This window comes from Actinoallomurus acaciae (assembly GCF_042429965.1).
GTDB lineage: Bacteria > Actinomycetota > Actinomycetes > Streptosporangiales > Streptosporangiaceae > Actinoallomurus > Actinoallomurus acaciae.
This window is the reverse complement of record NZ_JBHLZP010000025.1, coordinates 1-25,765: the sequence shown is the minus strand read 5'-3', so window position 1 is coordinate 25,765 and position 25,765 is coordinate 1. Positions and strand designations below refer to the sequence as shown.

Below are 25,765 nucleotides of genomic sequence, written 5' to 3'. Positions count from 1 at the left end.
GTCAGAGCCGAGGGTCGATGACGGACTTCAACCCGTGTCCGCGGCGCAGGTCGTCGAAGACCTCCGCCCATGCCGCGAGGGGCGCGACACGGCTCACCAGCGGTTCGAGGAGAACCTCGCCCCGCTCGACCAGTCCGATCGCCCGGGCCCAGGACGCGGGTGTCGAGGCGAAGCCGGAGGTGATGACGAGCTCCCGTTCGAAGACCCGGTCGAGCGGCACCGTCACCGGTCTCCCGAACACCCCGACCTGGATGTACCGGCCTCCCGGGCGGGTCGACTCGAGCGCCGCGGCCGCTCCCCCGCCGCTTCCGGAGCACTCGATCGCCACGTCGACCAGGCCGGCCCCGGCCGGATCCATCGTGGTGCGCATGCCCATGCTCCGCGCGAGGTCCAGCCTCTCGGCGTCACTGGGCAGACCCGCGACGGTCACATCACCGCCCATCGCGGCGGCGACCTGCGCCGCCAGGAGACCCATCGGCCCCGGCCCCACGACGAGGACCTCGTCGCCGGCGGTGACCGTGGGAGGGTCGAACAGGCAGTTGCAGACGCAGGCCAGGGGCTCGACGAGTGCGGCGGCGTGCTCGCCGAGCCGGTCCGGGACCGCGTGCAGGTTGCCGACCGGCACGACGAGCCTGCTCGCGAAGCCCCCGTCGGCCCGCGACCCGATCGACCTACGTCCCGCGCACAGGTTCGGCCGCCCGCTCCGGCACATCAGGCAGGTACGGCAGGTGGCGTAGTACGTCTCGGTCACCACCCGCGTACCGGTCCACGCGGTGTCGACGCCCTCGCCGGTGGCCGCGACGACGCCGGACACCTCGTGGCCCATCGTCACCGGAGGGTCGGTGGGGTACTCCCCCGCCTCGATGTGCAGGTCCGTGCCGCACACGCCGGTGCCGTGCACCTCGATGAGCACCTGGCCCGGGCCCGGCTCGCGCTCCGGCCGGTCGACGAGGCCGAGATGGCCGACGCCCGCCGCGAGCTTCGCGAGTCCCTTCATGAGAGCTCCATTCCACCGAATCCGGGACCGTGCTCCACCGATGGTGGGACAGGTCGTGACGTCCTTCCCCGCCGCGGACGGACGGTCAGTCCATGCTGTCGCGTACGGTCGTGACGATCCGCTCCACCGAGGGCATCGCGAGATCCTCCAGCGACTCGGCGGCCGGCAGCGGAATGTGCGGCGTCGTGATCCGCACGATCGGCCCGTCCAGGTAGTGGAACGACTCCGCGGCGACGATCGAGGTGACCTCGGCTCCCCAGCCGCAGAGACGCGGGTTCTCCTCCACCGTGAACAGCCGGTTCGTACGGCCGACCGACTCCAGGATCGTGGCGGTGTCCAGGGGGACCAGCGAGCGGACGTCGACGACCTCGCAGTCGATGCCGTCGCCGGCGAGGGTCTCGGCCGCCTGAAGCGCGCGCGGCACCATCGGCCCGAGCGCGAGCACCGTCGCGTCCGTGCCGGGGCGGCGCACCGTCGCCGTGCCGAGTTCGTCGACCATCTCGCCGTCCTCGACGTCCTCATGGATCCCGTACATCGACTTGGCCTCGAAGACGAGGACCGGGTCCGGGTCACGTACCGCGGCGGCGAGCAAGCCGACCATGTCCCGTGGCGTCGACGGAACCACCACCTTCAGTCCTGGCACGGCCATGGCCCAGCTCTCCACCGCCTGGGAGTGCTGTGCCCCGAAGCGCGCTCCGCCACCGTTGGCGGAGCGGATGACCAGGGGAAAGGACACCTGCCCGTTGGTCATGTAGCGGCTCTTGGCGATCTCGTTCACCACGATGTCCCAGCACACCGCGTAGAAGTCGGAGAACATGATCTCGGCGATCGGGCGCATGCCGGTCATCGCCGCGCCCATCGCCGCGCCGAGGATCGCCTGCTCGGAGATGGGGGTGTCGCGGACCCTCGCGGGGCCGAACTCGTCGAGCAGGCCGACGGTGGTCTTGAACACCCCTCCGGCGGCCGCCACGTCCTCACCGAGGAGGACGACGCTCTCGTCGCGCCGCATCTCCTGGGCGATCGCGCGCGCCACCGCGTTGCGGAATGTCAGTTTCGCCACGTCGAACCTCCGTCGGCCCACACATCGGTCAGCAGAGCCTCGGGACCAGGCCGGGGCGCGGCACTCGCCTGCTCTGTCGCGTCGTCCACGGCGGCGGTCACCGCGGTGTCGATCTCGTTCAGCACCTCTTCGGCCACGCCGGCGGCCAGCAGCCGCTCGCGGTAGAGGGGCACGGGGTCCCTGGCCATCCACTCCCGCACCTCATCGTCGGGCCGGTACTTGCCCGGATCGGCGCGGGAGTGGCCTCCGTGCCGGTACGTGATCGCCTCGATGAGGCTCGGCCCGCCCCCGGCGCGTGCCTTGGCCAGCGCGGTCAGGGCGGTCTGGTGGACGACGTCGGCGTCGTTGCCGTCGATGACGATCGATTCCAGCCCGTACGCGCTCGCGCGGTCGGCGGCCGGGCTGGGAACCGCGGTGACCTCGCCGATCGGCGTGTACTCCATGTATTGGTTGTTCTCGCAGACGAACACGACCGGAAGCCTCCACACGGCGGCGAAGTTGAGCGCCTCGTGGAAGGCCCCGATGTTGGTGGTCCCGTCGCCGAAGAAGCAGACCGCGACCTGCTCGGTGCCGCGAAGCTGAGCGCTCCAGGCCGCTCCGCAGGCGATGGGCAGATGCGCCCCGATGATCGCGTAGCTTCCCATCACTCCGTGATCGACGCTGGTCAGGTGCATCGATCCGCCCTTGCCACCGAGCAGGCCGGTCGACCGGCCCATCAGCTCGGACATGATCGGTACCATCGGCACCCGCCGGGCCAGCGTGTGCGCGTGGCCGCGGTAGGTGGCGTAGGTCCAGTCGTCGGGGCGCATGGCCGCCCCGAACCCGGCGGCGATCGCCTCCTGGCCGGGCGACAGATGGATGGTCCCTTTGACCAGGTTCTTCATGAAGAGGTCGTACACCCGCTTCTCGAACTTCCGCATTTCCACCTGCAGCCGATAGATCTTCAGCCGCAGCTCGAGGTCGACGGGTGTCGGCCCGCCGGCATTGCCCTGGTTCGCGTCGGCGGCGGAGTCAGCCGATGTGATCATGTACCGCTCCCGGATGAGTTTGGCCCACGCGTCGACTCATCGACCGCGTACGGGCCGCTCGGTCAACGCCGGTTCCGGCCCGCTGGGGACTGCCAGATTATTGGATCCACTTCGACGGGTCAATAGATCGGATCCGATTAACTTTCGAATCACACCGGTTCCTGCCAGTTGACAGGTATCCGTCCACCCCGGATCGTTATATCGGATCCAATTAGGGGAGCATTGATGGACTTGACCGCAGCACGCCTCCAGGCGCTTCTCGACGCCGCACGCGCCGACGTGGACGCGAGACTGGTCCCCGCGTGCCAGATCTCGGTGGGGCTCGACGACGAGATCGTGGCCTTCGAGACGTTCGGCGACGCCGGCCCCGGCACCCGGTTCGCGGCCCGGTCGATCACCAAGGCGCTGGTGGCCTCGGCGATCTGGCTGCTGCTCGGCGAGGGCCTGGTCGATCCGGACGCGCCGGTCGGCCGTTACGTCCCCGAGTTCGACGCGGACGGCAGAGAGACGGTGACCGTGGACCACCTGCTGCTGCACACGGCCGGGCTCGCGAACGCCCCTATGACGTGGCGGGACGGAACCGAGCCGGACCGGCGACGGCGGCAGTTCACCCGGTGGCGTCCGGCGACCAGGCCGGGCAGCCGTTATGCCTACCACAGCGCGTCCGCGCACTGGGTCCTCGCCGACATCATCGAACGCCTCAGCGGGACCGACTTTCGCGACTTCGTCCACGAGCGGGTGTGCCGGCCGCTCGGCCTCCCGCGTGTCCTCGGCATCCCTGCGGCGGCGCAGCAGGACATCGCGACGGTGACGTGGATGGGAACCGGCGAGTGGGGCGGCGGAACCCCCGCCATCGACCGCGCGATGAACGAACCGGAGGTACGGGCCGCCGGCCTGCCGTCCGGGGGCGCCTTCTTCACCGCGGCCGAACTGGCCCGCTTCTACCAGGCCCTCCTGTACGACACGGGGCACCTGTGGCAGCCCGAGGTGCTCGCCGACGCCACCGGGACGATCCGCTGCGAACTGCGGGACCCGATATTCCGCGTCCCGTGCAACCGCAGCAGGGGGCTGGTCATCGCCGGCGCCGACGGGAAGCACACCCGGCGCTACGGGGCTTTCGGACACACCAGCTCACCGGCCGCGTTCGGCCATGCCGGCGCCCACTTCCAGGTCGCGTGGGCCGACCCGGCCACCGGGCTGTCCTTCGCCTACCTCACCAACGGCGTCGTTCCAGAACCGGCCGGGGAGATCGAACGCGCCGTACGGCTCTCCACCCACGCCGCCTCTCTGCTCGAACCGGCCGGGTGAGCGGGGCTCAGCGGTCGAAGTCCTCGCGCAGCGCGGCGATCCGCAGCCGCGCGCGCTCGATGTGCAACCGCATGATGTCCTCGGCGCCGCGGCGGTTCTGCGACCTGAGCGCTTCGACGATCAGCCGGTGGTCGCACTGGAAGAGGGTGAAGTCCTCCGGCTCGAACTGCTTGACGAGGATCCGGCGGTATTGCTGCGTGGTGTTCCAGAACCCCTCGACCAGCCGCGTCAGGTGGGGAAGGTGGTCCCTCGCGATGCAGCTCACGTGGAAGCGCCGGTCGGCCTCGATCCAGGCGACGTAGTTTCCGGCCACCGACTCGGCCTGGTCGGCGAAGGCGCACGCTCGCGCGAGCTCCTCCTCGGTCAGCAGTCCGATGCTCTCCGACAGCGCCAGCGGCTCGACCCGCTCGCGGATCTTGTAGAGCTCCATGCACTCGTCGAAGTCGAGGACGGCCACCTTCGCGCCGCTGTGCGGCCGGATCGTGACCAGTCCTTCGCGTTCGAGGAGGGCGAGTGCCTCGCGAACCGGGATCCGGCTCACTCCCAGATCCTTGGCCACCGCCTCCTGGCGAACCGGCGTGCCGGGCTTGATCAGCCCCTCGAAGATCTGCTCGCGCAGGTACTGCGCGACCATCTGCGCGCGCGGCTCGTAGTCCCGCTGCTCGTCGCCGCTGGTATCCGTCGTGCTCACGTCACCGTCTCTACCGACAACGGGCTCACGATGACGGCACCGCCGCCGTAGGAGTAAGCCGCCCGATCAATGGTCACCGACATTCCGTTTCCTCTCCAGGTTGCCCGGTCCGCCGCGAGCACGCAACCGATCACCCACCGACCACCGGAGCGTCCATCTCGGCGGCGTAGCGGCCCGCGGTCCAACCACCGTCGACGAGCACTTCCCCGCCCGTCATGTACGAGGCGCGATCGGAGGCCACGAACGCCACGACCTCGGCGATCTCGGCCGGGCCGCCGATCCGGCCCAGCGCCATGCGCGCGTAGAAGGGCGGGTGCACGCCGCCCGGCGCGCCCATCTCGGTGTCGACCCCGCCCGGCCGGACGACGTTCACCCGGACCCCCGAGCCCCCGAGCTCCATGGCGGCGACCTTCGTGAGCGCGGCGATGCCGGCCTTGCTCGCGGCGTACACGCCGAGGCCCTCGCAGGGCGTGGTCGCCACCACTGAACCGAGGTTGACGATGCTGCCGCCGCCGGCCTCGGACATGACGCGCCCCGCCGTACGGATCCCGAGCACGCAGCCGAGCAGGTTCACCGAGACCATGCGGTCGACGTGCTCGGGTGTGGCGTCGGTCAGCCCGGCCACCTCCATCACGCCGGCGTTGTTGACCAGCACGTCGAGCCGGCCGAACTCCGAGACGGCCAGGCCGACGGCGGCCTCCCAGTCGGCCTGTGCCGTCACGTCGAGCCGGCAGGCTCGCGCTCCGACCTCGGCGGCGAGTGCCCGCACGGCGTCGTGGCGCACGTCGCCGGCGATGACGGAGGCTCCGTTCGCGACGAGACACCGGACGATGGCCGCCCCGACCCCGCGGGCCGCCCCGGTGACGAGCGCGACCCGGCCGGACAGCTCCGCCGATGTCGATGCCGACGTCGCCATTCGCCTCACCCCTTGTCCGCCAATGGATCCAAAGATGACACTCGCGGCGGACGCCGTCAACTCTCGACGGCGCCACCCCAACCCCCGAACGCTCTCCGATATCGCACATGAGCGGTGATCGGAGCCGTATGTACACGCAAGCCGAGACCAGGCCCGACGGTTGACGTGATCACACCGATCGGACAGCATGGATCCAATTCTGCCTGGCATCGAGGTTCTCGTGCCATGGAGCGGACCGCGCTGGCGAGGAGGCACGCGTGCTGCTGGCGACTCAGTACTACCGTCCACCGTTTCCCGACCGGGCCCGATGGGGCGAAGATCTGCGCCAGATCCGGGACACCGGCCTGGAGGCGATCCAGATCTGGGCGACCTGGGCCTGGCTGGAGCCCGAGCCGGGACGGTTCGTCTACGACGACGTCGATGAGCTGTTCGAGCAGGCCGGCCGGGCCGGCCTGAAGGTCATCGTCAACACCATCGCCGAGCTGTTCCCCTACTGGATCCACCGGGAGGTCCCCGACTCCCGCCTCGTGGACCACCTCGGCCGCCCGGAGCAGTCCGCCACGATGAGCTACTCCCCCGTCGGGCTCGTCCCCGGTGGATGCCCGGACAACCCTCGTGTACGGGAGCTGATCGGCCGGTTCCTCACCGACCTCGCCGGCCGCTACGCCGGGTCCGGCGAACTGCTGGTGTGGGACTGCTGGAACGAGGTCCGGGTCAAGGAGGAGAGCGCGGGTTACACCTGTTACTGCGACCACACGCTCGCCGCCTGGCACGACTGGCTGCGGCGCAGGTACGGCACCGTCGACGCCCTCTCCGCCGCCTGGCATCGCAGGCTGTCCTGCTGGGAGGACGCCCCTCCGGGGCGCGGACCAGGCCGGAGCTGGGTGGAGACCATCGAGTTCTGCGAGTTCCTGTCGGACCGCACCGCCGGGCTGCTGTCCCACCGGGCGGACTCGATCCGTGCCGCCGATCCCGACCACCCCGTCATCGCCCACGGGCTGATGCCGCTGCCGGTCCGGCCCACCGGCCGGCACGAGCAGCCGCTGCTGCGCGGAAGCGACTGGGAGCTCGCGTCCCGGCTGGACGGGTTCGGCGTCTCGCAGTTCCCGGCCTGGTTCGCCCGGACCCCGCCGGAGTTCGGCCTACGTCTGGAGGCGGCACGCTCCGCGACCGGAGACCGTCCCTTCTGGGTGTCGGAGTTGCAGGGAGGCGCGGCCGGCGCCGGGCTGACGGCGATGGATCCGGTGCACGCCGACCTCCAGCAACGCTGGATCTGGGCGTCCTACGGCCGGGGTGCCAAGGCGATCAACTTCTGGTGCTGGCGCGATGAGGTGTTCGGCCGCGAGTCCGGAGGTTTCGGTGTGGCGGGCGACGACGGGCACGCGGAGCGGCGGCTCGCCGCTCTGCGCGACACCACGCGCGTACTGCGCGCACACGCGGGGATCCTCGACGGCTACCGCCCGGACCAGGCGGCGGTCGGTGTGGTCTACGAGCCGTCGGCCGCGCGGACGGACTTCGCGATGAACGGTGCCGACGCGGGCCAGGCGATGGACGACACGGCGGGCTGGATCAAGACGCTGGAACGCCTTCAGGTCCCCTATGACGTCCTGGAGAGCGCGCACCTCGCCGACCTGTCGCCCTACCGGCTGCTGATCCTGCCCTGGGCGCTGGTCGTACGACCGGAGGCCGCCGACGCCCTGGCCCGCTGGACCGAGGCCGGTGGCACCCTCATCGTCGAGTCCTCGGTGGACGCCTACTCGCCGCTGGGCTTCTACCGCTACCCCGATGAACGACCGTTCGCCGCGCGCCTGGGAGTCCGGAGCCGCGGGCGGCGCCCCGTAGACGCCGGGACACTCGCGTTCACCGTCGACGGCGTCACCGGCTCGCTGCCCGTCGCCGGATGGCTCGAGGAGTTCGACGCCACCGGTGCGGAGGTGCTCGGCGCGTCGTCCCACGGCCCCGCGCTGATCCGCCGAGCGGTCGGATCCGGCACGGTCGTCGCGGTCGGCCTGCACGCAGGTCTGGCCGGTGACGGTGAGCGTTCGGCGGGCCTGGAGGGCCTGCTCCGTACCCTGGTCGAGGCCGGCGCCCCCACGGCGCTGCGATGCGATGTGGGTGACGGCGAGGTCGTGCAGTGGCGTACCGGCCGGTCGGGAGACCACCGGCTGCTGTTCGTGACCAACGACGGCGAGGCCACGACGGTGTCGTTCACCGGCTCCGCGGACCTGTTCGACGGCGACCTGGCCGAAGACCTGCTCACCGGCGCCACGGCCAAGGTGACGAGCCAGGAGGGACGGGCGTCGCTCACCCTCTCCCTGGCCCCGGGCGGCAGCCATGTCCTCTGTTGTCCACCGCCGGTCCCGCACTGACGCGTGGCGTGGGCGGATCCCCGTACGGATCCGCCCACGCCTCCTTGGGTCATGGCCGACCGGCGCCCGGAACGTCGACGGCGCACGAGAACAGCGCGGAGAGGCGTACGGCCGCCGGGTCGGTCGTGCCGAACGGCGGCGCGGCGCACAGGAAGAGGGTTCGCCGGTCCACGCCACCGAGCGTCAGCGCGAACACCGACAGGTCACCGGTGTCGACACGGTCGATGACCTCACCGCCCTCGCGTACCCGCATCGCGCCCTTCCCCTTCGCGTCGGCCACCCACAGGCACCCTTCGGCATCGAGTGTCATACCGTCGGGGAGCACCGGCTGGCGCTCCGTCGCCTCTTCGAGGTCGTAGAACTCGGTGCCGCCGCCGAAGTCGGCCCAGACCCGGCGGCCGGACAGCGATCCGTCCGGCGCCCGGTCGAAGGCGGTGATCCGCGCCGCGAAGGTCTCGGCCACCAACAGCGTCCTCCCGTCCGGCGTGATCACCACACCGTTGGGAAAGACCACGCCGGTGGCGGCCGGCCAGGTACTCCCGTCCGGTTCGACGCGCACCAGGTTGGTCGCCACGATCCGGGACGGACGCGAGGGGTCGGGCACGCCGAAGCTGCCGACGTAGGCACCTCCGGCTTCGTCGACCACCATGTCGTTGGCCGGCCCGATCGCCAGGCCGGACAGGTCGGCGGCCTCCAGCAGCGTCCCTTCCTCCCATCGGAGCAGCCGCTGGTCGAGCATTGACACGACCAGCAGCCGCCCCTGGGGGTCAAAGCCCAATCCGGATGGCTGTCCGGGGACCTCGATGATCCTCTCGCCGGTGCCGTCCGGCGTGAACGACCAAACGTGCCGGTCGTAGAAGTCCGAGGCGTACAGGCGGCCCTCGCGCCATCGGGGGCCCTCGAGGAAATGGAATCCCTCGGCGAGAAGGGTGGGTTCACGCCCGGGTCGTTCGGTCATCGGTCTCCTCCGTTACGGCCGGGTCCGGCATGGTGGATAAAGGTCAGGGCCTCATGAAGTCGAGCTTCTTGACGAAGCACTTGCACTTCGCGGAGTACTCGCCGAGTCCGAACGTCACCGGCCCACCGGTGGAGCCCGCGGAGAAGTCGACGGAGGCCATACGGGACGATGCGTAGGACGAGCCGAGCGCGGCCAGCCCTTGCCCGAACCTCTCCGGCGTCCAGCCGGCGCCGATCTTGCGCGCCGAGTCCAGCCACAGCATGAACCCGTCGCAGTAGGAGGCCTGGAACGTGCTCGCACCGGCCTGTCCGGGGTTCATGTAGTCGGTGCCGACGCCGCCGGACAGGATCGACATGCAGGACTTGAAGCCCGGCGTGACCTGGTCGTCCTCGTACGGCGAAGTACGGTCGCTGCTGACCCGGCTCGCGTCGGCGGCGATGCCCGACGGGCCGACCACGCTGCTCACCCCGATCGCGCCCGCGTTCTGCCTCGGGCTTCCGTACTGCGAGGCGACCTGCACCATGGCCTGGTAGTCGGAGAAGCCGTACCTCGGGTGGTAGTTCTGGCTCTGGGCCTGGTTGGAGAAGTTCAGGTAGTCCACGACGCTGGTGAGCATGAAGATCCGGCTGACGCCGGCCGACTTGAACCCGAGCACCGCGTTGTCGGTCTGTGCCTGGTCGTTGCTGGTGATGTACTTGACCTGCGGTGCGGGGACTCCGGCGGCGGCGAACGCCGGCTTCATCGCCTGCTCGTAGTTGCGGTGCATCACCGGAAGGTCGGTGAGCAGGACACCGACCTTGGCTCCGTCAAGGAAGCCCGCGGTCTTCGCCAGCGACGCCAGCGCCTTCATCTGGGTGTCGATGGTGGCGTACGTCGTGGCGATGTAGGGCGCCACCGACTTCAGGAAGGTCGAGTCGGTGGCGGTGGCGATGCCGGTGTAGGCCATCTTGTGATCGGCCATGCACTGCCAGCCCTGCTCGGCGGTGAAGATCGACGCGTCGATGACGACCTCGCGCCGGTCGTCCTCGGCCATCTGGTCGCAGTACTTGGTCATCTGGTCGGGCGTAACGTACTGGTCGATCGTGTAGGGCTTGGCCTCGATCCGACGGCCGCCCACACCGCCGTTCTTGTTCGCCCAGGCGACCAGCGCCGTGAACTCCTTCTTGGCGGAGACGATCATCTTGGGCGGATCCAGGGTCGGATCCTTCAGCGCCTTGGCCAGAGCGGTCCAGTCGGGGACGACGTAGGCGAGGCGGATCGGCCCGCTCACCTGCCGGTTCGTGGTGCCCGAGGACTTGCCGTCGACGGTGGATCCGCCGCACGCCGCGCTGAGCAGGAGCGCGATGGACAGCACGGCGGTCAGGGAAAGCGAACGCATGGACATGAGAGGCAACCTTCTACGAGTGCTGTGTCGCATCGAGGCCGGACGTTGGAATGCGGACGGCCGTCAGTGGGCCGGTCGTACGGGGTCGGGCCGGTCGCCCGCCGCGCCGGAACGGGCGATGGCGGTCGGGTCGCCGCCGAGATAGCCGGCGACCACGTCGGGGTGGTCGCACACCTCCTGCGGAGCGCCCACCGCGATCGGATGTCCCAGGTGCATCGCGAGGACCCGGTCGCTGATGGCCAGGATGAGCGGGATGTCGTGCTCGATGACCAGGACGCTCGCATCAAGGGTCGAGCGCATGCCGAGGATGAGCCGTCCCAGCGCCTCGGACTCGCGCTGGGCGAGGCCCGCGGACGGCTCGTCGAGCAGGATGACCTTCGGGGACATGGCGACCACGCAGGTCAGCTCGACGATGCGCCGGGTGCCGGTCGACAGCGCGCCGACCGCGGTGTTCCGGTAGCGCGTGAGGCCCATCTGGTCGAGGAGTTCGAGGGCTCTCTCTCGGCTCCGGCGGTCCGAGCGCCGGGCGGCCGGCCAGGCGAACGCCGACCCGAGCGCGTTCGCGGGCGACTCCCGCCGCACCGCGAGTGCGGTGACCTCCTGGACGGTCATCGTGGGGAACATCCGGGCGTCCTGGAAGCTGCGCACGAGGCCACCCGCGGCGCGCCGTTCCGGCGACCAGGCGGTGACGTCCGTGCCGTCGAGCAGGACGCTGCCGGCCGTGGGCGCCACGAACCCTCCGATGGTCTCGAAAAGCGTCGTCTTGCCGGCGCCGTTGGGGCCGATCAGCCCGAGGATCTCACCCTCGTGTACGTCGAAGGTCACCTGGTCGAGGGCCTTCAGGCCGGCGAAGTTCTTGCTGACGCCGGTCACCGAGAGGACCACCGGCGCGTCCGCGGACGGCCGTTCGGACCGGTCGGCCCCGGTCAGCATGGCCGGGTGCGGGACCCGCTCGGACTCCCCGGGTTCGTCGTCGTCCGAGGGCCGATCGGCCCCGTGCAGCCGTACCACGAGGCCGATCAGCCGTTCTCGCACCGGCCGGACGAGCTGCGCCAGGCCACCGGGGAAGTACAGCACGAGGACGAGCCAGCCGAACGTGCTCGCCGCCAGCCCGGCGGCCCCCATGTCCACCAGGGCGGGCAGGCCGATGATGTAGAGCGCGCCGAGCAGGGATCCGGTGGCGATGGTGATACCGCCGATGGCCGCTATCGCCACGACGGTGATGCCGGTATCGGCGGGGAACGTGTCGGCGCCGACCCGGAACTGCGCGTGGCCGTACAGCGCGCCGCCGAGGCCGGCGAGCACGCCGGAGACCGCCATCGCCTGCATCTTGCGCCGCGTCGCCCTGATCGCGAACGCACGTGCCGCGTCCTCGTTGTCGCGCAGCGCGACGAAGGCGCGGCCCAGGCCGGACCCGGCGACGTTGACGGTCAGCCACAGGCCGAGGAGGAACACCGGGACCGCGAAGAGGTAGTAGGCGCGGCCGGTGTCCAGCACGTGGCCGAAGTAGATCGGCCGCCCGGTCGGCCGTCCCGGGCCAAAGGCCCACGGCTGGTGGAACAGCCAGCTCTGGCTCATGACCGCCACGGACAGGGTGACCGCGGTCAGCATCAGACCACGGATCCGCAGCGAGGTGAACGCGAGCGCGACCGAGGCGATCCCGCTGCCGACCGCGGCGGCCAGGAACGCCAGCGAGAAGTCGAGCCCGAGCAGGATGAGCCGGTAGGACAGCAGCGCGCCCAGCCCGGCCAGCGCGAACTGGCCGAGCGACAGCTGCCCGATCAGGCCGGAGGTGACGTACACCGACATGCCGATCAGGCTGAAGGCCAGGATCGCGGTCATCGTCGCGGCGACGTTGTTGGTCAGCCACAGGCCCCCGGCGGCCAGGGCGGCGACCAGCACGCCCGCGAGGATCCGGCCGAGGTTGCGAACTCCCCACAGGCGGGCCACCGGTTCGGGCAGCGGCGGCCACGCCCGTACCGCGAGCCAGGAGCCCTGCTCTCGCTCACGGCCGGAACGCTGCCGGGAGTAGGCCAGCAGCACGACCAGCATGACCAGGAACACCAACAACTCGACCTGGCCGCCCTCGTGTCCGTTCCACAGCACGACGCTCTCCACCACACCGAGCGCCACACCGGTACCGAGCGCGAGGGGAAGGTTGTTCATCCGGGCGACCACCGCGGGCAACAGCGCGCGCAGCAACAGCCCGGTGCCGAGCGAGGACGGCCCGATGCCGACGAAGCCCTGTGAGGGGAACTGCAGGATCGCCGCGTAGGCGGCGAGCACTCCCGCGATGCCCCAGGCGATCCAGGCCATTCGTCCCGGTGACACCCCGGCCAGGACCGCCGCCTGCGGGTTGTCCGCCGACGCCCTGATCGCGATGCCGTAGCGGGTGTGCCGCAGCAGCAGCGCGATCCCGATCACCAGGATCGGCGTGCCGACGAGCTGGACCGAGTAGGCGGGGGTCACGACCAGGCTGCCGAGGCTGAATCCGGGGATCCCGGCGGGCTGCGGGTACAGCGACCCAGTGGTGATCTTCGTGTTGATCGCCTGGCTGAGCGCCGTGAGGAACGCCGCCATGCCGAGTGTGGCGACGATGCTCATCGTCGGCGGGGCCTTGCGGAGGCGACGCACCGCGACCACCTCGACGAGCATCCCGGAGAGCGCGCCGATGGCGAAACCGAGGGGAAAGACCAGCCAGTACGGCAGGTGCCACTTCACCACCGACATCCCGACGGCCGCGGCGGCGACCGTGCCGAGCGAGCCCTGGGCGAAGTTGATGATCCGGCTCGACCGGTAGGCGAGGATCAGCCCGATGGCCAGCGCGCCGTAGGTGAGGCCGTTGATCGCGCCCTGCGCCACCGGCGCGGTCTGGATGTGGATGGCCGACGTCATGAGGTCACCGCCTGTGTCGCGCCCCGCAGGAATACGGCACGGAGCAGGTCGGTACGGCCGAGCAGGCCGGCGGCCGAGCCGTCGAATCGCATCTCGCCCTTCTCCATGAAGTAGGCGTGGTCCGCGACGGACAGGGCGATGTTGACGCTCTGCTCGACCAGGACCACGGCGGTGCCCTCGGCGTTGATCCGGCGAACCATCTCCAGCAGCTCGCCGACGATCTTCGGCGCGAGGCCGAGTGACAACTCGTCGATGAGCAGCAGACGTGGTCGCATGATCAGCGCGCGCCCCAGCGCCAGCATCTGGTTCTCACCGCCCGACATCGTCGAGGCTCGCTGGTCACGCCGCTCGGCCAACCGCGGGAACGCCTCGAAGGTGGCCTCCAGACCGCGTTCCACCGCCCTGCGGTCACGCCCGAGCGCATAGCCGTACGTACGCAGGTTCTCCACCACGGTCAGGTCGCGGAAGCTCCCGCGCCCACCGGCGACATGGCATACGCCGAGGTGTACGCGCCGCTGCGGTTCGAGATAGGTGATGTCGGCGCCGTGCAGGCGCACGCTTCCCCCGGTCGGCGGGGCCAGCCCGGAGATGGCCTTGAGAAGCGTCGACTTGCCGGCGCCGTTGGTGCCGAGCAGGGCGACCATCTCCCCTTCCTCGACCGTGAAGGACACACCGAAGAGGACCTTCACGTCGTCGTAGCCGACGTGCAGATCCCGGCAGGAGAGCATCGGCAGCCGCCCGCCGGAGGACAGCACCGCGCTGACCTCCTCCTGCTCGACGATCTCCTCGACCATCCGGTCCAGGTCCTCGTTGATCGTCTTGCCGGAGCCGAACAGCACGACACCGGCGATGACCCCCGGAACCGTCAGGGACACGATGGCGACGACCGGCCCGCTCCGGTCATAGACGCCGGACAGGAAGAGCTGGCCGACCAGGCCACCCGCTCCGTACAGGGCGATGTTGGCCAGGCTCGCGGCGTGCGCCCGCATCCGCGCGGGCACGACGTTGCCCAGCGCGGTGCTGATGGCCGTGATGGCGACGGCGAAGGCGACCATCCCGACCGCGTTCGCGGCGGCCATGAGGACGAAGACGGGAAGCAGCGCGGAGACTCCGATGAGGACGACCCCCACGGTGAGCAGCAGGCCGGCGAACCTGCTGACCAGAGCCGGGTTCCGCGCGTACAGGCGTTCGATCCGGGGACCGGCGAGCAGCAGGCACGGAAGGGCGAGGGCGTTGGTCGCCACCCCGAACACGGCACGGCCCACCCGGCCCTGGTGCCACTGTTCGTCGAGGAAGAAGTTGAAGAAGGTGATCAGGGGCGTGAGCATGACCCCGAGCGCGACGTAGCCCACGAGCAAGCGGCGGATCGTGGGGATGAGCAGCAGCCGCCGCACCACCTCGAAGAAACGCAGGCTCGTCTCGTACGAGTCGGGGGCGCCGGGCACCGTGCGGTCCTGCTCCGGTTCCGGCGCCTCCGGCGCGGCCGTGGTCTTCACGGTCCGTTCCTCGTGGACGACGGCCCGCAGCCTCTCCGCGTCCCAGCGGCCGAATCCGGGGTCGCGCAGGCGCACCGTCACCAGGACCACGGCGAACGAGAAGCAGCCCATCGCCAGGAACACGCCACGCCAGGTGAGGTGGAACACGCTCATCAGCGCGATGAAGGCCGGCGCGAGGATGAGCGAACCCCACAGTGCCGTCATGTACAAGGAGTAGATCCGCGCGCGGGTCCCGGCCGGGTAGGTGTCGAACAGCAGCGGCAGGTGCAGCGACCGGACCGATCCGCTGGCCGCGCCGTACACGCAGATGAAGAGCGCCATCGACCAGGCACCGGTCGCGAGGCCGGCGAAGACCGTCGCGACCGCCCAGACGAAACCGCTTCCGACCGCCGCCAGGGCCCGGCGCGGCCGGTGCTGCACCATGGCGGTCAGCGGGAACGACGCCAGGGACATCGCCAGGGCCTGCAGACCGTAGATCACGGCGATGGTGGAGGCTCCGACCCCGAAGGTCCGGGAGATCTCCGGGCCCAGAGTGAGCAGCCCGCCGGCCAGGAACTGGTCGATGAGGATCAGCGCCATGAGCGCGACCAGGGGGTACCAGCCGATTTCGGCGACGGCCCGCCGCAGCGGCACCGGGCTTTCGTCGGAGCCGGTGATGCCCAGGCTGCGTCGGCCCGCCAGGCGGAGCCGCTCACGGGAGCGCTCGATCGCCTCGATCGACGCGGCCGCCTCGGCGTGTCGACGCCCGGCCTCGCCGGAACCGGTGGGGTTGGTGGAACCACCGGAAGCGCTGGAACCGGCAGAGCCGGTGGAACCGTCTCCGACCGCGGTCATCTACCGGCCCCTCTCAATGTAGAACTGCCGATACCAGGAGGATTCGCCAACGCGGCGGGTGCCGTTGAGCAGCACGATGACGGCCTCGTGGCCGTCGCGGGCCTTCGGCCGGTTCTCGGGCCTTCGGTCGGCCAGCGCCGCCAGGACCAGGGACCGGTTCTCGGTGAGGTACACGCCCCGGCCCGCCAGCCACGCCGCGTCCGGACAGTCCGGCCGGGCCATGCAGGCGTCGTCCTCGGCGTCCTTCGCCAGGGACTTCAAGGTCTTTCCGGGCCGTAGCGGCGGACGGTCGAGGAACACCGCGTAGGTCAGGCCAGGACCGACTCCGCGCGCGGACCACCGGAGCGTCATCGGGAGCCGGACCAGCTGCTGGTCATGTGGCGCGTCGATGTGGATCCGGCGATCTTCGACGAGGTTGATGTCCCTGATGCCGCAGCCGGTGAGCGCGAGGAGCGCGGCCACACCTGCGGTGAATCCGCGTTTTCGATGGTTGGACAAGTAAAGGCCCACCTTCCGCTAGGTGCTCACGGCTCGGCGAGAGCGGCGGGGCTCAGTGTGATGTCGGATCGGTCCTGAATGTGACGCTGACCATACGAGGCGATTTCCGCGGGTGTCAATGATTTTGGATCCAGAAATTCACATATCCGCCACAAAGAGGCAACATTCCCGGAGTATGAGAGTTCTTCGTATCCAATCACTGCGGCTCTGGGCGCACGAGGCATGGCCAGGCCGCCGCCTGGCGGGAGGTCTTCCTCACCAGGCGAGCGGGAGTCCTCGGGCCGGCGAGAGGATCACTGCATGAACGCGCCGCCGTTGACGTTGAGCGTCTGGCCCGTGACATGGCTCGACCGCTCCGACAGCAGGAACACGATGCAGTCGGCCACCTCGGCGGCCGTGCCCATCCGGCCCACCGGCACGCTGGCGACGGCCTGTTCACGCTGCTCGGGGAGCAACGCCCGGCAGGTGAGGAAGGTCCCTTTCAGGTTGACATCGAGGACCCGGTCCCAGTCCGATGGCCGCGTCGCGCAGGACGGCGTGACCGTCGAGCGGCTCCACGTCCCGGTCGGCGAGCGCGACCGTGGCCCCCGCCGCCACGAGTGCCTCCGCGGTGGCCAGGCCGATGCCACCGGCGGCCCCGGTGACGACGTGAACCCCCCTCGCGAGGCTCACCGGCCGTCCCCGGCGAGCGCCCGGTAACAGTTCGCCAGCGCGTGGAAGGACTCCTTCGGCCGCCATGGCGGGACCCGACCGGCCTGCGGGTCGGCCGGATCCAGCGTCTTCACCAGGGCGTATGAGCACAGGTCGAAGTCCTTGACCGGGTCGTCCGGGTCGTGGGGCAGGTATGGGGCGACGAGAGTGAAGACGAAGGCCGAGTCGACGCCCGTAGCCTGGAAGATCTCGAGCTGGTCGACGAGGTACCGGGCCTGGGTGGCCTCGCTGCGGGGCCGTGGCCCGGCGACCCACCTCGGGCCGTCCTCCGACCACTCGTCGAGGTCCATCCATCCCATACCGCCCCTGCGGTCCGCGCCCTCGTACGTGCAGCAGCCGAACTCCAGTACCGCGACCGGCTTTCCATGCGCACCGAGCTCGCGCAGGCCCTCGGCGTACTCCTCGTCGGTCTGCTCCGCCCGGTAGTAGTCGACGCCGACGATGTCGAACGGCTCCCAGTCCACCTCCTCCCACACGCCGGCCGCGTAGGTCACCGGTCCGCCGAAGCCGCGCCGGACCACGTCGACCGTCTTGCGCAGGAGGGATCTCGTCCGGTCCCGTACGACGGTGACCGGAACCGAGGGCGTCTCGCCGGTCCGCAGGGCCAGCAGCCAGCCCACACGGTCATAGACACCGTCACCGGGGATCAGCCCGTGGGCGAACAGCGACAGCTCGCACCCGGTGACGAACACCACTTCGCCCTCGCCGCGCAGCCGCTCGGCGATCCGGGCGCCCTCGGCCAGGTACGGCAGCAGCTCGGCCTCGCCGCGGCCGATCAGCCAGGGGTTGAAGAACACCGCGAGACCGGCTTCCAGGGCGACGCGCGAGGCGAAGGCGATGCGTTCGAGGTCGTCGCCCACGATTCGCACGGCGTTGCAGCTCAGGTCCTGGGCGATGGCCTGGATCTCGTACCGGACCACGTCCGGGTCGAACACCTCGCGTGACAGGCGCGAGGGTATGAAACGGACTCCCGTGTCGTAGTGGACACCTCGATAACGCATCCGCACGCCTGCCTTCCGTGATCACCGGCGGACCGCGAGCGGTATTCGCGTCGCGGCCGGGAAAGGGGCCGGGCGGCGTCGAGAACACCGCACCGGTGGGCTGCCACCACCCTGGGGGCGCATTATTGGATCCCATATAGCTTGGCATGAGGCTCATTGGACTGACAAGACTGGAGTGACGGCCGATCTGGCTGAGCATCCGTGGAGCCCCGCCCCGCCAACACCAGGCTGCGGAGTTACTTTGGATCCAAACTGTTGACACTGCTCGCGACGCCCGCCTAAGGTCGAAACCCGTTTCACGGTGCGCCGCACCGGCCCCACTCCTGACAGGGCGATGCGATGATCCTTTCCTCCCAATACTTCAGGCCACCGTTTCCCGATCGCCACCGATGGCGAGACGACCTTCAGGCGATGCACGAGACCGGGCTGACCCACATGTATCTGTGGGCGAACTGGGGCTGGATGGAGCCCGAGCCGGGAAAGCTCGTCTTCGACGACTACGACGAGTTGATCGAGCTCGCGACCGAGGCCGGACTGAAGATCATCATCAACACCATCGCCGAGGTGCAGCCGGCGTGGATCCATCGCGAGGTGCCGGAGGCCGAGCTCGTCGACCACACGGGTCGCCGGGTGAGTTCCACCACGCTGGCCTACTCCAACGTCGGCGTGATGCCCGGCGGCTGCTTCGACCATCCCCAGATCTCCGCTCTCTCGGGCCGTTTCCTCCGCGAGCTCGCCGGGCGTTACGCCGATGCCGCCGCGCTGTCGGCCTGGGACTGCTGGAACGAGATGCGCTGGTCGTCGCAATCGGACGGCTACGTCTGTTACTGCGACCACACGCTCGCGTCGTTCCGGCAGTGGCTCGACGCCCGGTACGACGGCCTGGCCGGGCTGAGCGAGGCATGGCGACGGCGCATCACCTCGTGGGACGACGTCCAGCCGGGCCGGGTCGCGGGCCGGTCCTACACCGAACTCATGGAGTTCCAGGAGTTCCTGACCGACCGGACGGCCGGGCAGCTCCGTTTCCGCTACGACCAGATCCGCTCGCGAGATCCCGATCATCCGATCGCCGCCCACACCGCCTTTCCGGCCACTTACTTCACCGGCACCGGGTTCCTGCCGTTCGAGCAGGCGCTGGCTCGCGGCAACGACTTCGACCTGGCCGAGATCGTCGACGCGTTCGGCTCCTCCCAGTTTCCGCAGTGGTTCGACATGGCGCCCTCGGAGTTCGGCGCACGGATCGAGTCGGGCCGGTCGGCCGCCGGGGACAGGCCGTACTGGGTCGCCGAACTCCAGGGCGGGGCGCACCGGCACGGCGTCGCGGTGACCGAGCCGGTGCCGGGTCCACTCCAGCAACGCTGGGTCTGGACCGGCTATGCGCGCGGCGCCAAGACGGTCAACTTCTGGTGCTGGCGCGATGAGATCTTCGGACGGGAGGCATCCGGATTCGGCATCGTCGGCGATGACGGACACGCCGAGAGCCGGCTGGCCGGACTCGCCACCACCGCGGACGTGCTGCGTCGTGAGGAACGGCTGCTCGACGGATATCGGCCCGCGGCGGCCTCGATCGCGGTGGCGTTCTCTCCGGCCTGCTACCGGCTCGACTGGGCGCAGGCCGGCGCGGACTGCGACGCGGCAGGTCCCAGCCTCCAGGGGTACCTGTACGCGCTGGAGCGTCTCCAGCTCCCCTACCGCGTCATCGACGCGGGGCGGGCCGGCTCACTCGATGACCTCCGCGTGGTGATCGTTCCCTGGGCGATGATCATCGAGCCGCCACTGGCCGAGGCGCTCGTCCCCTGGGTCCACGCCGGCGGCACACTCGTCCTGGAGTCCGAGCCCGACGCCTATGACCGGCTCGGCTTCTACCGCTATCCGGGCGAGCGGCCGTTCGCCAACGGGCTCGGGATCACCGGGCGAGGACGCCGGCCGATCCGCGCGCCGCTCCTGGACTTCACGCTCGACGGCGTCTCCGGCGGCCTCCGTACGGCGAACTGGATCGAGGTGTTCGACGACACCGGTGAGGTGCTCGGCACGACCGAGCAGGGACCGGCGATCGTCCGCAGCCGGGTCGGCACCGGTCAGGTCATCGCGCTGGGCACCCACGCCGGCATGGCCTACGAGCGGGAGCGGTACACGGACTTCGAGCGTTTCCTCCACGCGATTGCCGAGAGCGCCGGTGCCCTGACGGCGATCCGGTGTTCGATCTCTGACGGCGACCGTTTGCAGTGGCGGTTCGGTCGTTCCGGCGAGGTTCCGATGCTGTTCGTCACCAACGCCGGTCCGGCCACGACCGTGACGTTCACCGCGCCGACGGGCACGTTCGGCGCCGCCGGTGCCCTGCGGGACCTGGCCACGGGCCGGCGCGTGGACCTGGCGGAGACGGGCGGACGGACCGAGCTGACGCTGTCCCTCGGCGACGACGGCTACGCCGTGCTCCGCACGATCGGCTGAGACCGGCCGACGGCCGTCGGCCGACGGCCGGAGACCCGTGGCACGGACAGAGATCTTCCCACCGGACCTGGCCCGCCCACCCGCTCGAATGCCACCCTGATGTGCATCGATCCGCGCGGTGACCACACAGGACTGGAGCGCGCCATCGACCGTCACAAGCGTGCCCGCCACCCGCTCGCCGGGACCTTACGACCTCGCGTGCGCGTCAACCCGCGCCGGGGCGATGGCGGCGCACCCATGGGCCACCGCCGCTGAAGCGCCGAGCGCGGCGCGCCCGCTCCCCCGGCTCCTCCGCCCGCGCCCGGCTGCCCCGCCCGCGCCTCCAGGCGCCCGTCCGTACGCCACACGGGCGATGCGCCAACATCCATATGGGATCCAGTCCATTCCCTTACGGTCAACATCTTGGGTGTCTAACAGGAAACTCTTGACACGTAACGGAAATATCGGATCCAATGAGCCTCCTCACCGTCCGCTGCGGGCGGCACGATCGGAGGTGCCGAGGGCTCGCCCAGCAGGCCGCCCCTAGGCCAACGGCACAGTGGAAGAAGGCACCATGAGTGAGACACGAGAACTGGGACGCCGCCAGGTCCTGTACGGCCTCGCCGGGCTCGCGGCCACCGGAATGGTCGGCGGGCTCGCCGGTTGCGCCGGCGGCACCAGCGCCGACGCGGTGACCGCCTGGAGCTACCGTCCGGAGTACCGGGCCGCGATCGAGAAGATCCTGGCCGCGTTCACCAAGGCCAACCCGAAGGTCAAGGTGGACATGAGTTACAAGCCCACCGCTCAGTACCAGACGCTGCTCAAGACGGCGCTCGTCGGCAAGACCGCCCCGGACGCCATCGCCACCAGCGGTGCGAACGGCATCTGGGGCGACATCGGCGCCGACGGCGGCTACATCCTCCCGCTGGACGGCAAGATCCCGCTTCAGGATCTGCGGCCGGCGGTCGCCAAGGCGATCCAGTACCAGGGGCACACGTACGCCGCGCCGGCCCAGATCTTCAAGATCGGCGTCTACTACCAGCGGCAGACCTTCGCCAAGTACGGGCTGACGCCGCCGAAGACCTGGAACGACCTGCTGACGATCAGCCGGACATTGTCCGCGAAGGGCGTCACCCCCTGGGCCATGCCGGCGCAGGACATGATCATTCCGTTCTTCCTCTACCACCTCGCGGCGGACTCGATCCTCGGCTCGGACGGGTTCGAGCAGGTGCGCACCGGGCAACGTAAGCTGACCGATCCCGACCTGCTGCCGGCCGCGAAGCTGCTGACCGACCTGTCCCGCTACTACAACAAGGGCTACCAGGCGGTGGCCTATACAGAGGGCAAGGCGCTCTTCGCGCAGGGACGGGTCGCGATGATCGTCGGCGGGTCGAGCGACTACGCCGGATACGCGGAGATCAACCCGAAGCTCGACGCCGGTTTCTTCGGCTTTCCCACGCCGACAGGCGATGGACCCGGCATCGCGGTCACCGGACTCTCGATGGCGTACGTGGTCAACAAGAGCAGCACGCGGAAGGACTTCGCCACCACTTTCGTCAGCTGGCTGGCCGGTGCCGAGGCACAACAGCTGATCCTCGACGAGCTGGGGCTGCCCGCGCGGCGGGGCATCGTTCCCCAAGGCACCGACACGCGCAGTCAGCTGATGAACTCCATCCTCCAGGTTCCCGAGGCGCCGTCCTGGCTGGACTTCCCCGATACCGGCGACATCCTCACCGCCGTACAGAAGAACGGCGCGGGAATCTTCACCGGGAAGCTCTCACCCGCCCAGTTCGCCAAAGTCGCCCAGGACGCGGTCAAGCCCAGGCCGAAGTCCTGATGTCCTCCGGCCGAAAGCTCGTCTGGTTCCTGCTGCCGGCGCTGCTGCTCTACGTCGGCTTTCTCATCGTGCCGATGGCCGGGTCGGCGCCGCTGGCACTGTTCGACTGGTCCGGCGCCGGGCCGATCCGGCACTTCGTCGGGCTGGACAACTTCTCCGCAGCGCTCCGTGACGCCACGTTCCGGTCCGCGGCCCTGCACAACGTCTGGCTGTTCGTCGCGCTGTTCGTCTTCACGAACACGGTCTCGCTCGGCCTGGCGAACCTGCTCGACCGCAAGTACCGGCTCCGTGAGGTGTACCGGGCGATCATCTTCCTGCCCTATGTGCTGTCCACGATCGCGATCGGGTTCATCTGGCAGCTGATCCTCAGCCCCAACATCGGGATCTTGAACCCGGCGCTGAAAGCCGTCGGCCTGGGCGCGCTCCAGCACGAATGGCTCGCCGACCCGCACACCGCCCTGTGGGTCGTCGTCGCGGCCTTCGCCTGGCAGTGGAACGCGCTGGGGACGGTGGTCTTCCTCGCCGGCCTGCAGTCCGTACCGAAGGAACTGCGCGAGGCCGCGGTGACCGACGGCGCCGGCGGCCGGCAGGTCTTCCGGCACGTCACCGTGCCGGCGCTCGCGCCGGCGTTCACGACGGTCAACGTACTGCTGGTGATCGTGGCGTTCCGTGCCTTCGAGATCGCCTACGTGATCAGCGGACCGGATGGGGCACCGGCCGGTGGAACCCTTCTCATGGGCGTCGACATCTATCGCACCGCGTTCCCCCCGAACGCCGGCGTCGCATCGGCGTCATCCGCGTCGATGAGCTACGCGATGGCGCAGGGCCTGCTGTTGTCCATCACGCTGGGAATTCTGGCGTTCGGGATGCTCGCGTTCTTCAACCGAAGGGAACGCAATGACCGTTGAGATCCGGCGATGGCCAAGGCCGCGTTCGCTGACCGGCCAGGCCCTGCTGGCCGCCGCCTGCCTGGTCGTGCTCGCGCCCTGCTATTTCCTCATCCTCGGCTCGTTCAAATCGGTTTCGGAGTTCTTCTCATCGCCATTCTCGCTGCCGCACTCGTGGGCACTGCAGAACTTCCAGAACGCGTGGGAGCAGGCGAATCTTCTCCGTGCCTTCCGTAACAGTGTGCTCGTCACCGCCGCATCGGTCTTCCTCAGCACCGCGTGCGCGTGCATGGCCGCCCACGCGATCGCCCGGATGACCCGCGGCGCGGGTCTGCTTCAGATGCTCTTCGTGGCCGGGATGGTGCTCCCCACCCAGCTGATCGTGATCGCGGCGTTCGTGGAGATGCGCTGGCTCGGACTGGTCGGGACCGTCTGGCCGGTGATCATCATTTACGCGGTCTACGGCCTGCCGCTCGGGGTGCTGCTCCTGGTCGGCTTCTTCCGTAAGCTCCCACCGCAGCTTCGCGAGGCCGCGGCCATCGATGGTGCCGGCGAATGGCGGCAGTTCTTCTTGATCGTGCTGCCGCTCGCACGCATTCCCATCCTCACCGTCGCCATGCTGAACAGCGTGTGGATCTGGAACGACTTCTTCGTGCCACTGATCTTCGCCAACAACGAAGACCTGCAAACGGTTCCGCTGGCCATCCTCAACTTCTACGGCGAGAACACCACCGACTACGGCCTCGTCTTCGCGGGCGTCCTGATGTCCGCGCTTCCCGTACTGCTGCTCTACGTCCTCATGACACGCCAGTTCGTCAACGGCGTCGTGGCGGGCGCGATCAAAGGCTAGACCGGCCCCCTGACGAAAGAGATCCCATGACAGCCCAACAGTTGAGCCTGGTACTGACCACGCCGAAGGAGGGCATGGACGACGCCTACGAGGACTGGGTCACGAACCGGCACTTCGACGAGGCCCTGCGAATCGACGGAGTCATCGCCGTACGGGGATACCGGTTCGTTCCGCAGCGTGACGGCGACGTCCCGCTGTACCCGGACCTGGCCGTCTACGAGACGGATGGATCCCCGGTCACGCCGCCGGAGGGCCCGGCGGAGGTGACCACCTGGCGCTATGAGGGGATCACCGAGAAGCGTTACGACGGCGACGACCGGCCGCTGCGCGACCCGCATCTGTTTGTCGTGCTCACCGCTCCGGTCGAAGGGCTTGAGGAGGAGTTCAACGCCTGGTACACCGACCGGCACCTGGGCGACGTGATGAAGCTGGCCGACTATCGGTCGGCTCAGCGGTTCTCCTTCGTGGGCGGCGACGAGCCGCTGCGCCCGTACCTGGCGTTCTATGACACCGACACCACCGACGTCCGGGCGACGCAGCGGCGCCTGGTCGAGGTCGTCGCGACCCCCGCGATGCCGTTCAGCCCCGCCATCGACCGGGAGAAGAGCATCGGCTGGTACTACCGGCCGGTCACCGAGCGGAGGACCTCATGAGGCTGGCCGGGCGGGTGGCGCTCGTCACCGGCGCCGCCCGTGGCCAGGGCCGCACCCATGCCGTACGGCTCGCGGAGGAAGGGGCCGACATCATCGCCCTCGACCTCGCCGAGTCCGATCTCGCCGAGACGGCGGCGAAGGTGCGTGCGCTCGGGCGCAGGATCATCACCCGCGGCGCGGACGTACGTGACGAGGCGCGACTGACCGAGGCGGTGTCCGAGGCCTACGCGGAGCTGGGACGGCTCGACGTCGCGGTCGCCAACGCCGGTGTCATCTCGATCGCGCCGAGCCTGGCCCCCGGCGCCGACGAGAGCTGGCGGCTCGGGATCGACGTGAACCTCACCGGAGCCTGGCACACGTGCCGAGCCGCGCTGCCGCACATGATCGAGGGAGGACGCGGCGGCTCGATCATCATCACCGGGTCGACCCAGGCGTTCAAGGCGACCCGAGCGCTCGCGGCGTACGCGGCGTCCAAGGCCGGGCTCCTCGGCCTGATGCGCACGCTCGCCGTCGAGTTCGCCGAGCACATGATCCGGGTGAACTCCGTCCATCCGACGACCGTGTGGACGCCGATGCTGGCCGAGGTCGGGCCGGACGGGATGACCGAGGAGGAGATCCGCGCGTACTACCGGCCGGTGAACGCGCTGCCGGTGCCGTGGGTCGAGCCGGTGGACGTGAGCAACGCCGTGGTGTTCCTCGCCTCGGACGAGGCGCGGTACATCACCGGTGCGGCACTGCCGGTCGACGCCGGTGCGCTGCTCGTCGGCGGGCGGCCGGGGTCATGAGGCTCCGCTCGTACGAGCCGGTTCGCGTGGCGGAGGCTTCCTAATGCTGTTGTCAAGCCGCAGCGGTGACCGGTGGTGCGAGTTGGTAGGACCGTCCGTCACGCAGGAGCGCCCACAGGACGTTGACGCGTCGCCTGGCCAGGGCGAGCACCGCTTGGGAGTGGTGTTTGCCTTCGG

General features: G+C 69.7%; 21 protein-coding genes and 1 pseudogene. 8 read left to right on the top strand and 14 right to left on the bottom strand.

Features of this window, described 5'->3' with window-relative positions; genetic code table 11:
* Window position 1 precedes the first annotated feature (1 nt).
* From ACFFNX_RS05785 to ACFFNX_RS05775, 3 genes are all read right to left on the bottom strand, one after another.
* Window positions 2-997 carry a zinc-dependent alcohol dehydrogenase gene (locus ACFFNX_RS05785; RefSeq protein WP_378196312.1) on the bottom strand — a complete coding sequence of 332 codons (996 nt, stop codon included), beginning with the start codon at window positions 995-997 and terminating at the stop codon, window positions 2-4.
* Window positions 998-1,082: 85 nt separating this feature from the next.
* On the bottom strand, window positions 1,083-2,057 hold the full coding sequence (locus ACFFNX_RS05780) for an alpha-ketoacid dehydrogenase subunit beta (protein ID WP_378196309.1): 975 nt from the start codon (window positions 2,055-2,057) through the stop codon (window positions 1,083-1,085).
* On the bottom strand, window positions 2,045-3,085 hold the full coding sequence (locus tag ACFFNX_RS05775) for a thiamine pyrophosphate-dependent dehydrogenase E1 component subunit alpha (protein ID WP_378196306.1): 1,041 nt from the start codon (window positions 3,083-3,085) through the stop codon (window positions 2,045-2,047). The genes ACFFNX_RS05780 and ACFFNX_RS05775 overlap by 13 nt, the downstream gene beginning before the upstream one ends.
* 225 nt (window positions 3,086-3,310) lie before the next feature.
* On the opposite strand from ACFFNX_RS05775, the gene ACFFNX_RS05770 reads away from it, so the two are divergent.
* The gene (locus ACFFNX_RS05770; RefSeq protein ID WP_378196304.1) at window positions 3,311-4,393 is read left to right on the top strand and encodes a serine hydrolase domain-containing protein; all 1,083 of its coding nucleotides are present in this window, start codon (window positions 3,311-3,313) and stop codon (window positions 4,391-4,393) included.
* A gap of 7 nt (window positions 4,394-4,400) precedes the next feature.
* Here ACFFNX_RS05770 and ACFFNX_RS05765 read toward each other — a convergent pair whose 3' ends face one another.
* Entirely contained in the window at window positions 4,401-5,084 is a 684-nt protein-coding gene (locus ACFFNX_RS05765; RefSeq protein ID WP_378196301.1) for a GntR family transcriptional regulator, read from the bottom strand.
* A 130-nt stretch (window positions 5,085-5,214) separates the two neighbouring features.
* Window positions 5,215-6,000: an SDR family NAD(P)-dependent oxidoreductase gene (locus ACFFNX_RS05760; protein ID WP_378196298.1), complete on the bottom strand. Its 786-nt coding sequence runs from the start codon at window positions 5,998-6,000 to the stop codon at window positions 5,215-5,217.
* A 257-nt stretch (window positions 6,001-6,257) separates the two neighbouring features.
* On the opposite strand from ACFFNX_RS05760, the gene ACFFNX_RS05755 reads away from it, so the two are divergent.
* Window positions 6,258-8,369, top strand: coding sequence for a beta-galactosidase (locus ACFFNX_RS05755; RefSeq protein ID WP_378196295.1), 2,112 nt, complete (start codon window positions 6,258-6,260; stop codon window positions 8,367-8,369).
* Window positions 8,370-8,418: 49 nt separating this feature from the next.
* Here the strand turns inward: ACFFNX_RS05755 and ACFFNX_RS05750 are convergent, their stop codons facing one another.
* The 8 genes from ACFFNX_RS05750 to ACFFNX_RS05715 all read right to left on the bottom strand — a co-directional run bounded on the left by ACFFNX_RS05750 (window position 8,419) and on the right by ACFFNX_RS05715 (window position 18,146).
* A complete protein-coding gene (locus tag ACFFNX_RS05750) occupies window positions 8,419-9,327 on the bottom strand; it encodes an SMP-30/gluconolactonase/LRE family protein (RefSeq protein ID WP_378196292.1) in 909 nt (302 codons plus the stop codon).
* 43 nt (window positions 9,328-9,370) lie between these two features.
* Entirely contained in the window at window positions 9,371-10,711 is a 1,341-nt protein-coding gene (locus ACFFNX_RS05745; protein ID WP_378196289.1) for a type 1 periplasmic-binding domain-containing protein, read from the bottom strand.
* A 63-nt stretch (window positions 10,712-10,774) separates the two neighbouring features.
* Window positions 10,775-13,606 carry an ABC transporter permease subunit gene (locus tag ACFFNX_RS05740; protein WP_378196286.1) on the bottom strand — a complete coding sequence of 944 codons (2,832 nt, stop codon included), beginning with the start codon at window positions 13,604-13,606 and terminating at the stop codon, window positions 10,775-10,777.
* Window positions 13,603-15,936, bottom strand: coding sequence for an MFS transporter (locus ACFFNX_RS05735; RefSeq protein ID WP_378196283.1), 2,334 nt, complete (start codon window positions 15,934-15,936; stop codon window positions 13,603-13,605). Before ACFFNX_RS05735 ends, ACFFNX_RS05740 begins: the two co-directional genes overlap by 4 nt.
* Window positions 15,937-16,434 carry a hypothetical protein gene (locus tag ACFFNX_RS05730; RefSeq protein ID WP_378196281.1) on the bottom strand — a complete coding sequence of 166 codons (498 nt, stop codon included), beginning with the start codon at window positions 16,432-16,434 and terminating at the stop codon, window positions 15,937-15,939.
* A gap of 293 nt (window positions 16,435-16,727) precedes the next feature.
* A complete protein-coding gene (locus tag ACFFNX_RS05725) occupies window positions 16,728-16,889 on the bottom strand; it encodes an SDR family oxidoreductase (RefSeq protein ID WP_378196278.1) in 162 nt (53 codons plus the stop codon).
* Window positions 16,870-17,172: an SDR family NAD(P)-dependent oxidoreductase gene (locus ACFFNX_RS05720; protein WP_378196276.1), complete on the bottom strand. Its 303-nt coding sequence runs from the start codon at window positions 17,170-17,172 to the stop codon at window positions 16,870-16,872. The genes ACFFNX_RS05725 and ACFFNX_RS05720 overlap by 20 nt, the downstream gene beginning before the upstream one ends.
* A complete protein-coding gene (locus tag ACFFNX_RS05715) occupies window positions 17,103-18,146 on the bottom strand; it encodes a glycoside hydrolase family 113 protein (protein ID WP_378196273.1) in 1,044 nt (347 codons plus the stop codon). The genes ACFFNX_RS05720 and ACFFNX_RS05715 overlap by 70 nt, the downstream gene beginning before the upstream one ends.
* Before the next feature lie 339 nt (window positions 18,147-18,485).
* On the opposite strand from ACFFNX_RS05715, the gene ACFFNX_RS05710 reads away from it, so the two are divergent.
* The 6 genes from ACFFNX_RS05710 to ACFFNX_RS05685 all read left to right on the top strand — a co-directional run bounded on the left by ACFFNX_RS05710 (window position 18,486) and on the right by ACFFNX_RS05685 (window position 25,588).
* The gene (locus tag ACFFNX_RS05710; protein ID WP_378196270.1) at window positions 18,486-20,597 is read left to right on the top strand and encodes a beta-galactosidase; all 2,112 of its coding nucleotides are present in this window, start codon (window positions 18,486-18,488) and stop codon (window positions 20,595-20,597) included.
* 553 nt (window positions 20,598-21,150) lie between these two features.
* A complete protein-coding gene (locus tag ACFFNX_RS05705; protein WP_378196267.1) occupies window positions 21,151-22,413 on the top strand; it encodes an ABC transporter substrate-binding protein in 1,263 nt (420 codons plus the stop codon).
* Window positions 22,413-23,321 (top strand): carbohydrate ABC transporter permease, encoded by a 909-nt coding sequence (locus ACFFNX_RS05700; protein ID WP_378196264.1) that lies wholly within the window; start codon window positions 22,413-22,415, stop codon window positions 23,319-23,321. Before ACFFNX_RS05705 ends, ACFFNX_RS05700 begins: the two co-directional genes overlap by 1 nt.
* Window positions 23,311-24,150 carry a carbohydrate ABC transporter permease gene (locus ACFFNX_RS05695; protein ID WP_378196261.1) on the top strand — a complete coding sequence of 280 codons (840 nt, stop codon included), beginning with the start codon at window positions 23,311-23,313 and terminating at the stop codon, window positions 24,148-24,150. The genes ACFFNX_RS05700 and ACFFNX_RS05695 overlap by 11 nt, the downstream gene beginning before the upstream one ends.
* Before the next feature lie 26 nt (window positions 24,151-24,176).
* Window positions 24,177-24,803 carry a hypothetical protein gene (locus ACFFNX_RS05690; protein ID WP_378196259.1) on the top strand — a complete coding sequence of 209 codons (627 nt, stop codon included), beginning with the start codon at window positions 24,177-24,179 and terminating at the stop codon, window positions 24,801-24,803.
* A complete protein-coding gene (locus tag ACFFNX_RS05685) occupies window positions 24,800-25,588 on the top strand; it encodes a mycofactocin-coupled SDR family oxidoreductase (RefSeq protein WP_378196256.1) in 789 nt (262 codons plus the stop codon). Before ACFFNX_RS05690 ends, ACFFNX_RS05685 begins: the two co-directional genes overlap by 4 nt.
* Before the next feature lie 52 nt (window positions 25,589-25,640).
* On the opposite strand, the pseudogene ACFFNX_RS05680 reads toward ACFFNX_RS05685, so the two are convergent.
* Window positions 25,641-25,765, bottom strand: a pseudogene (locus ACFFNX_RS05680) (IS110 family transposase); the annotation flags it as partial.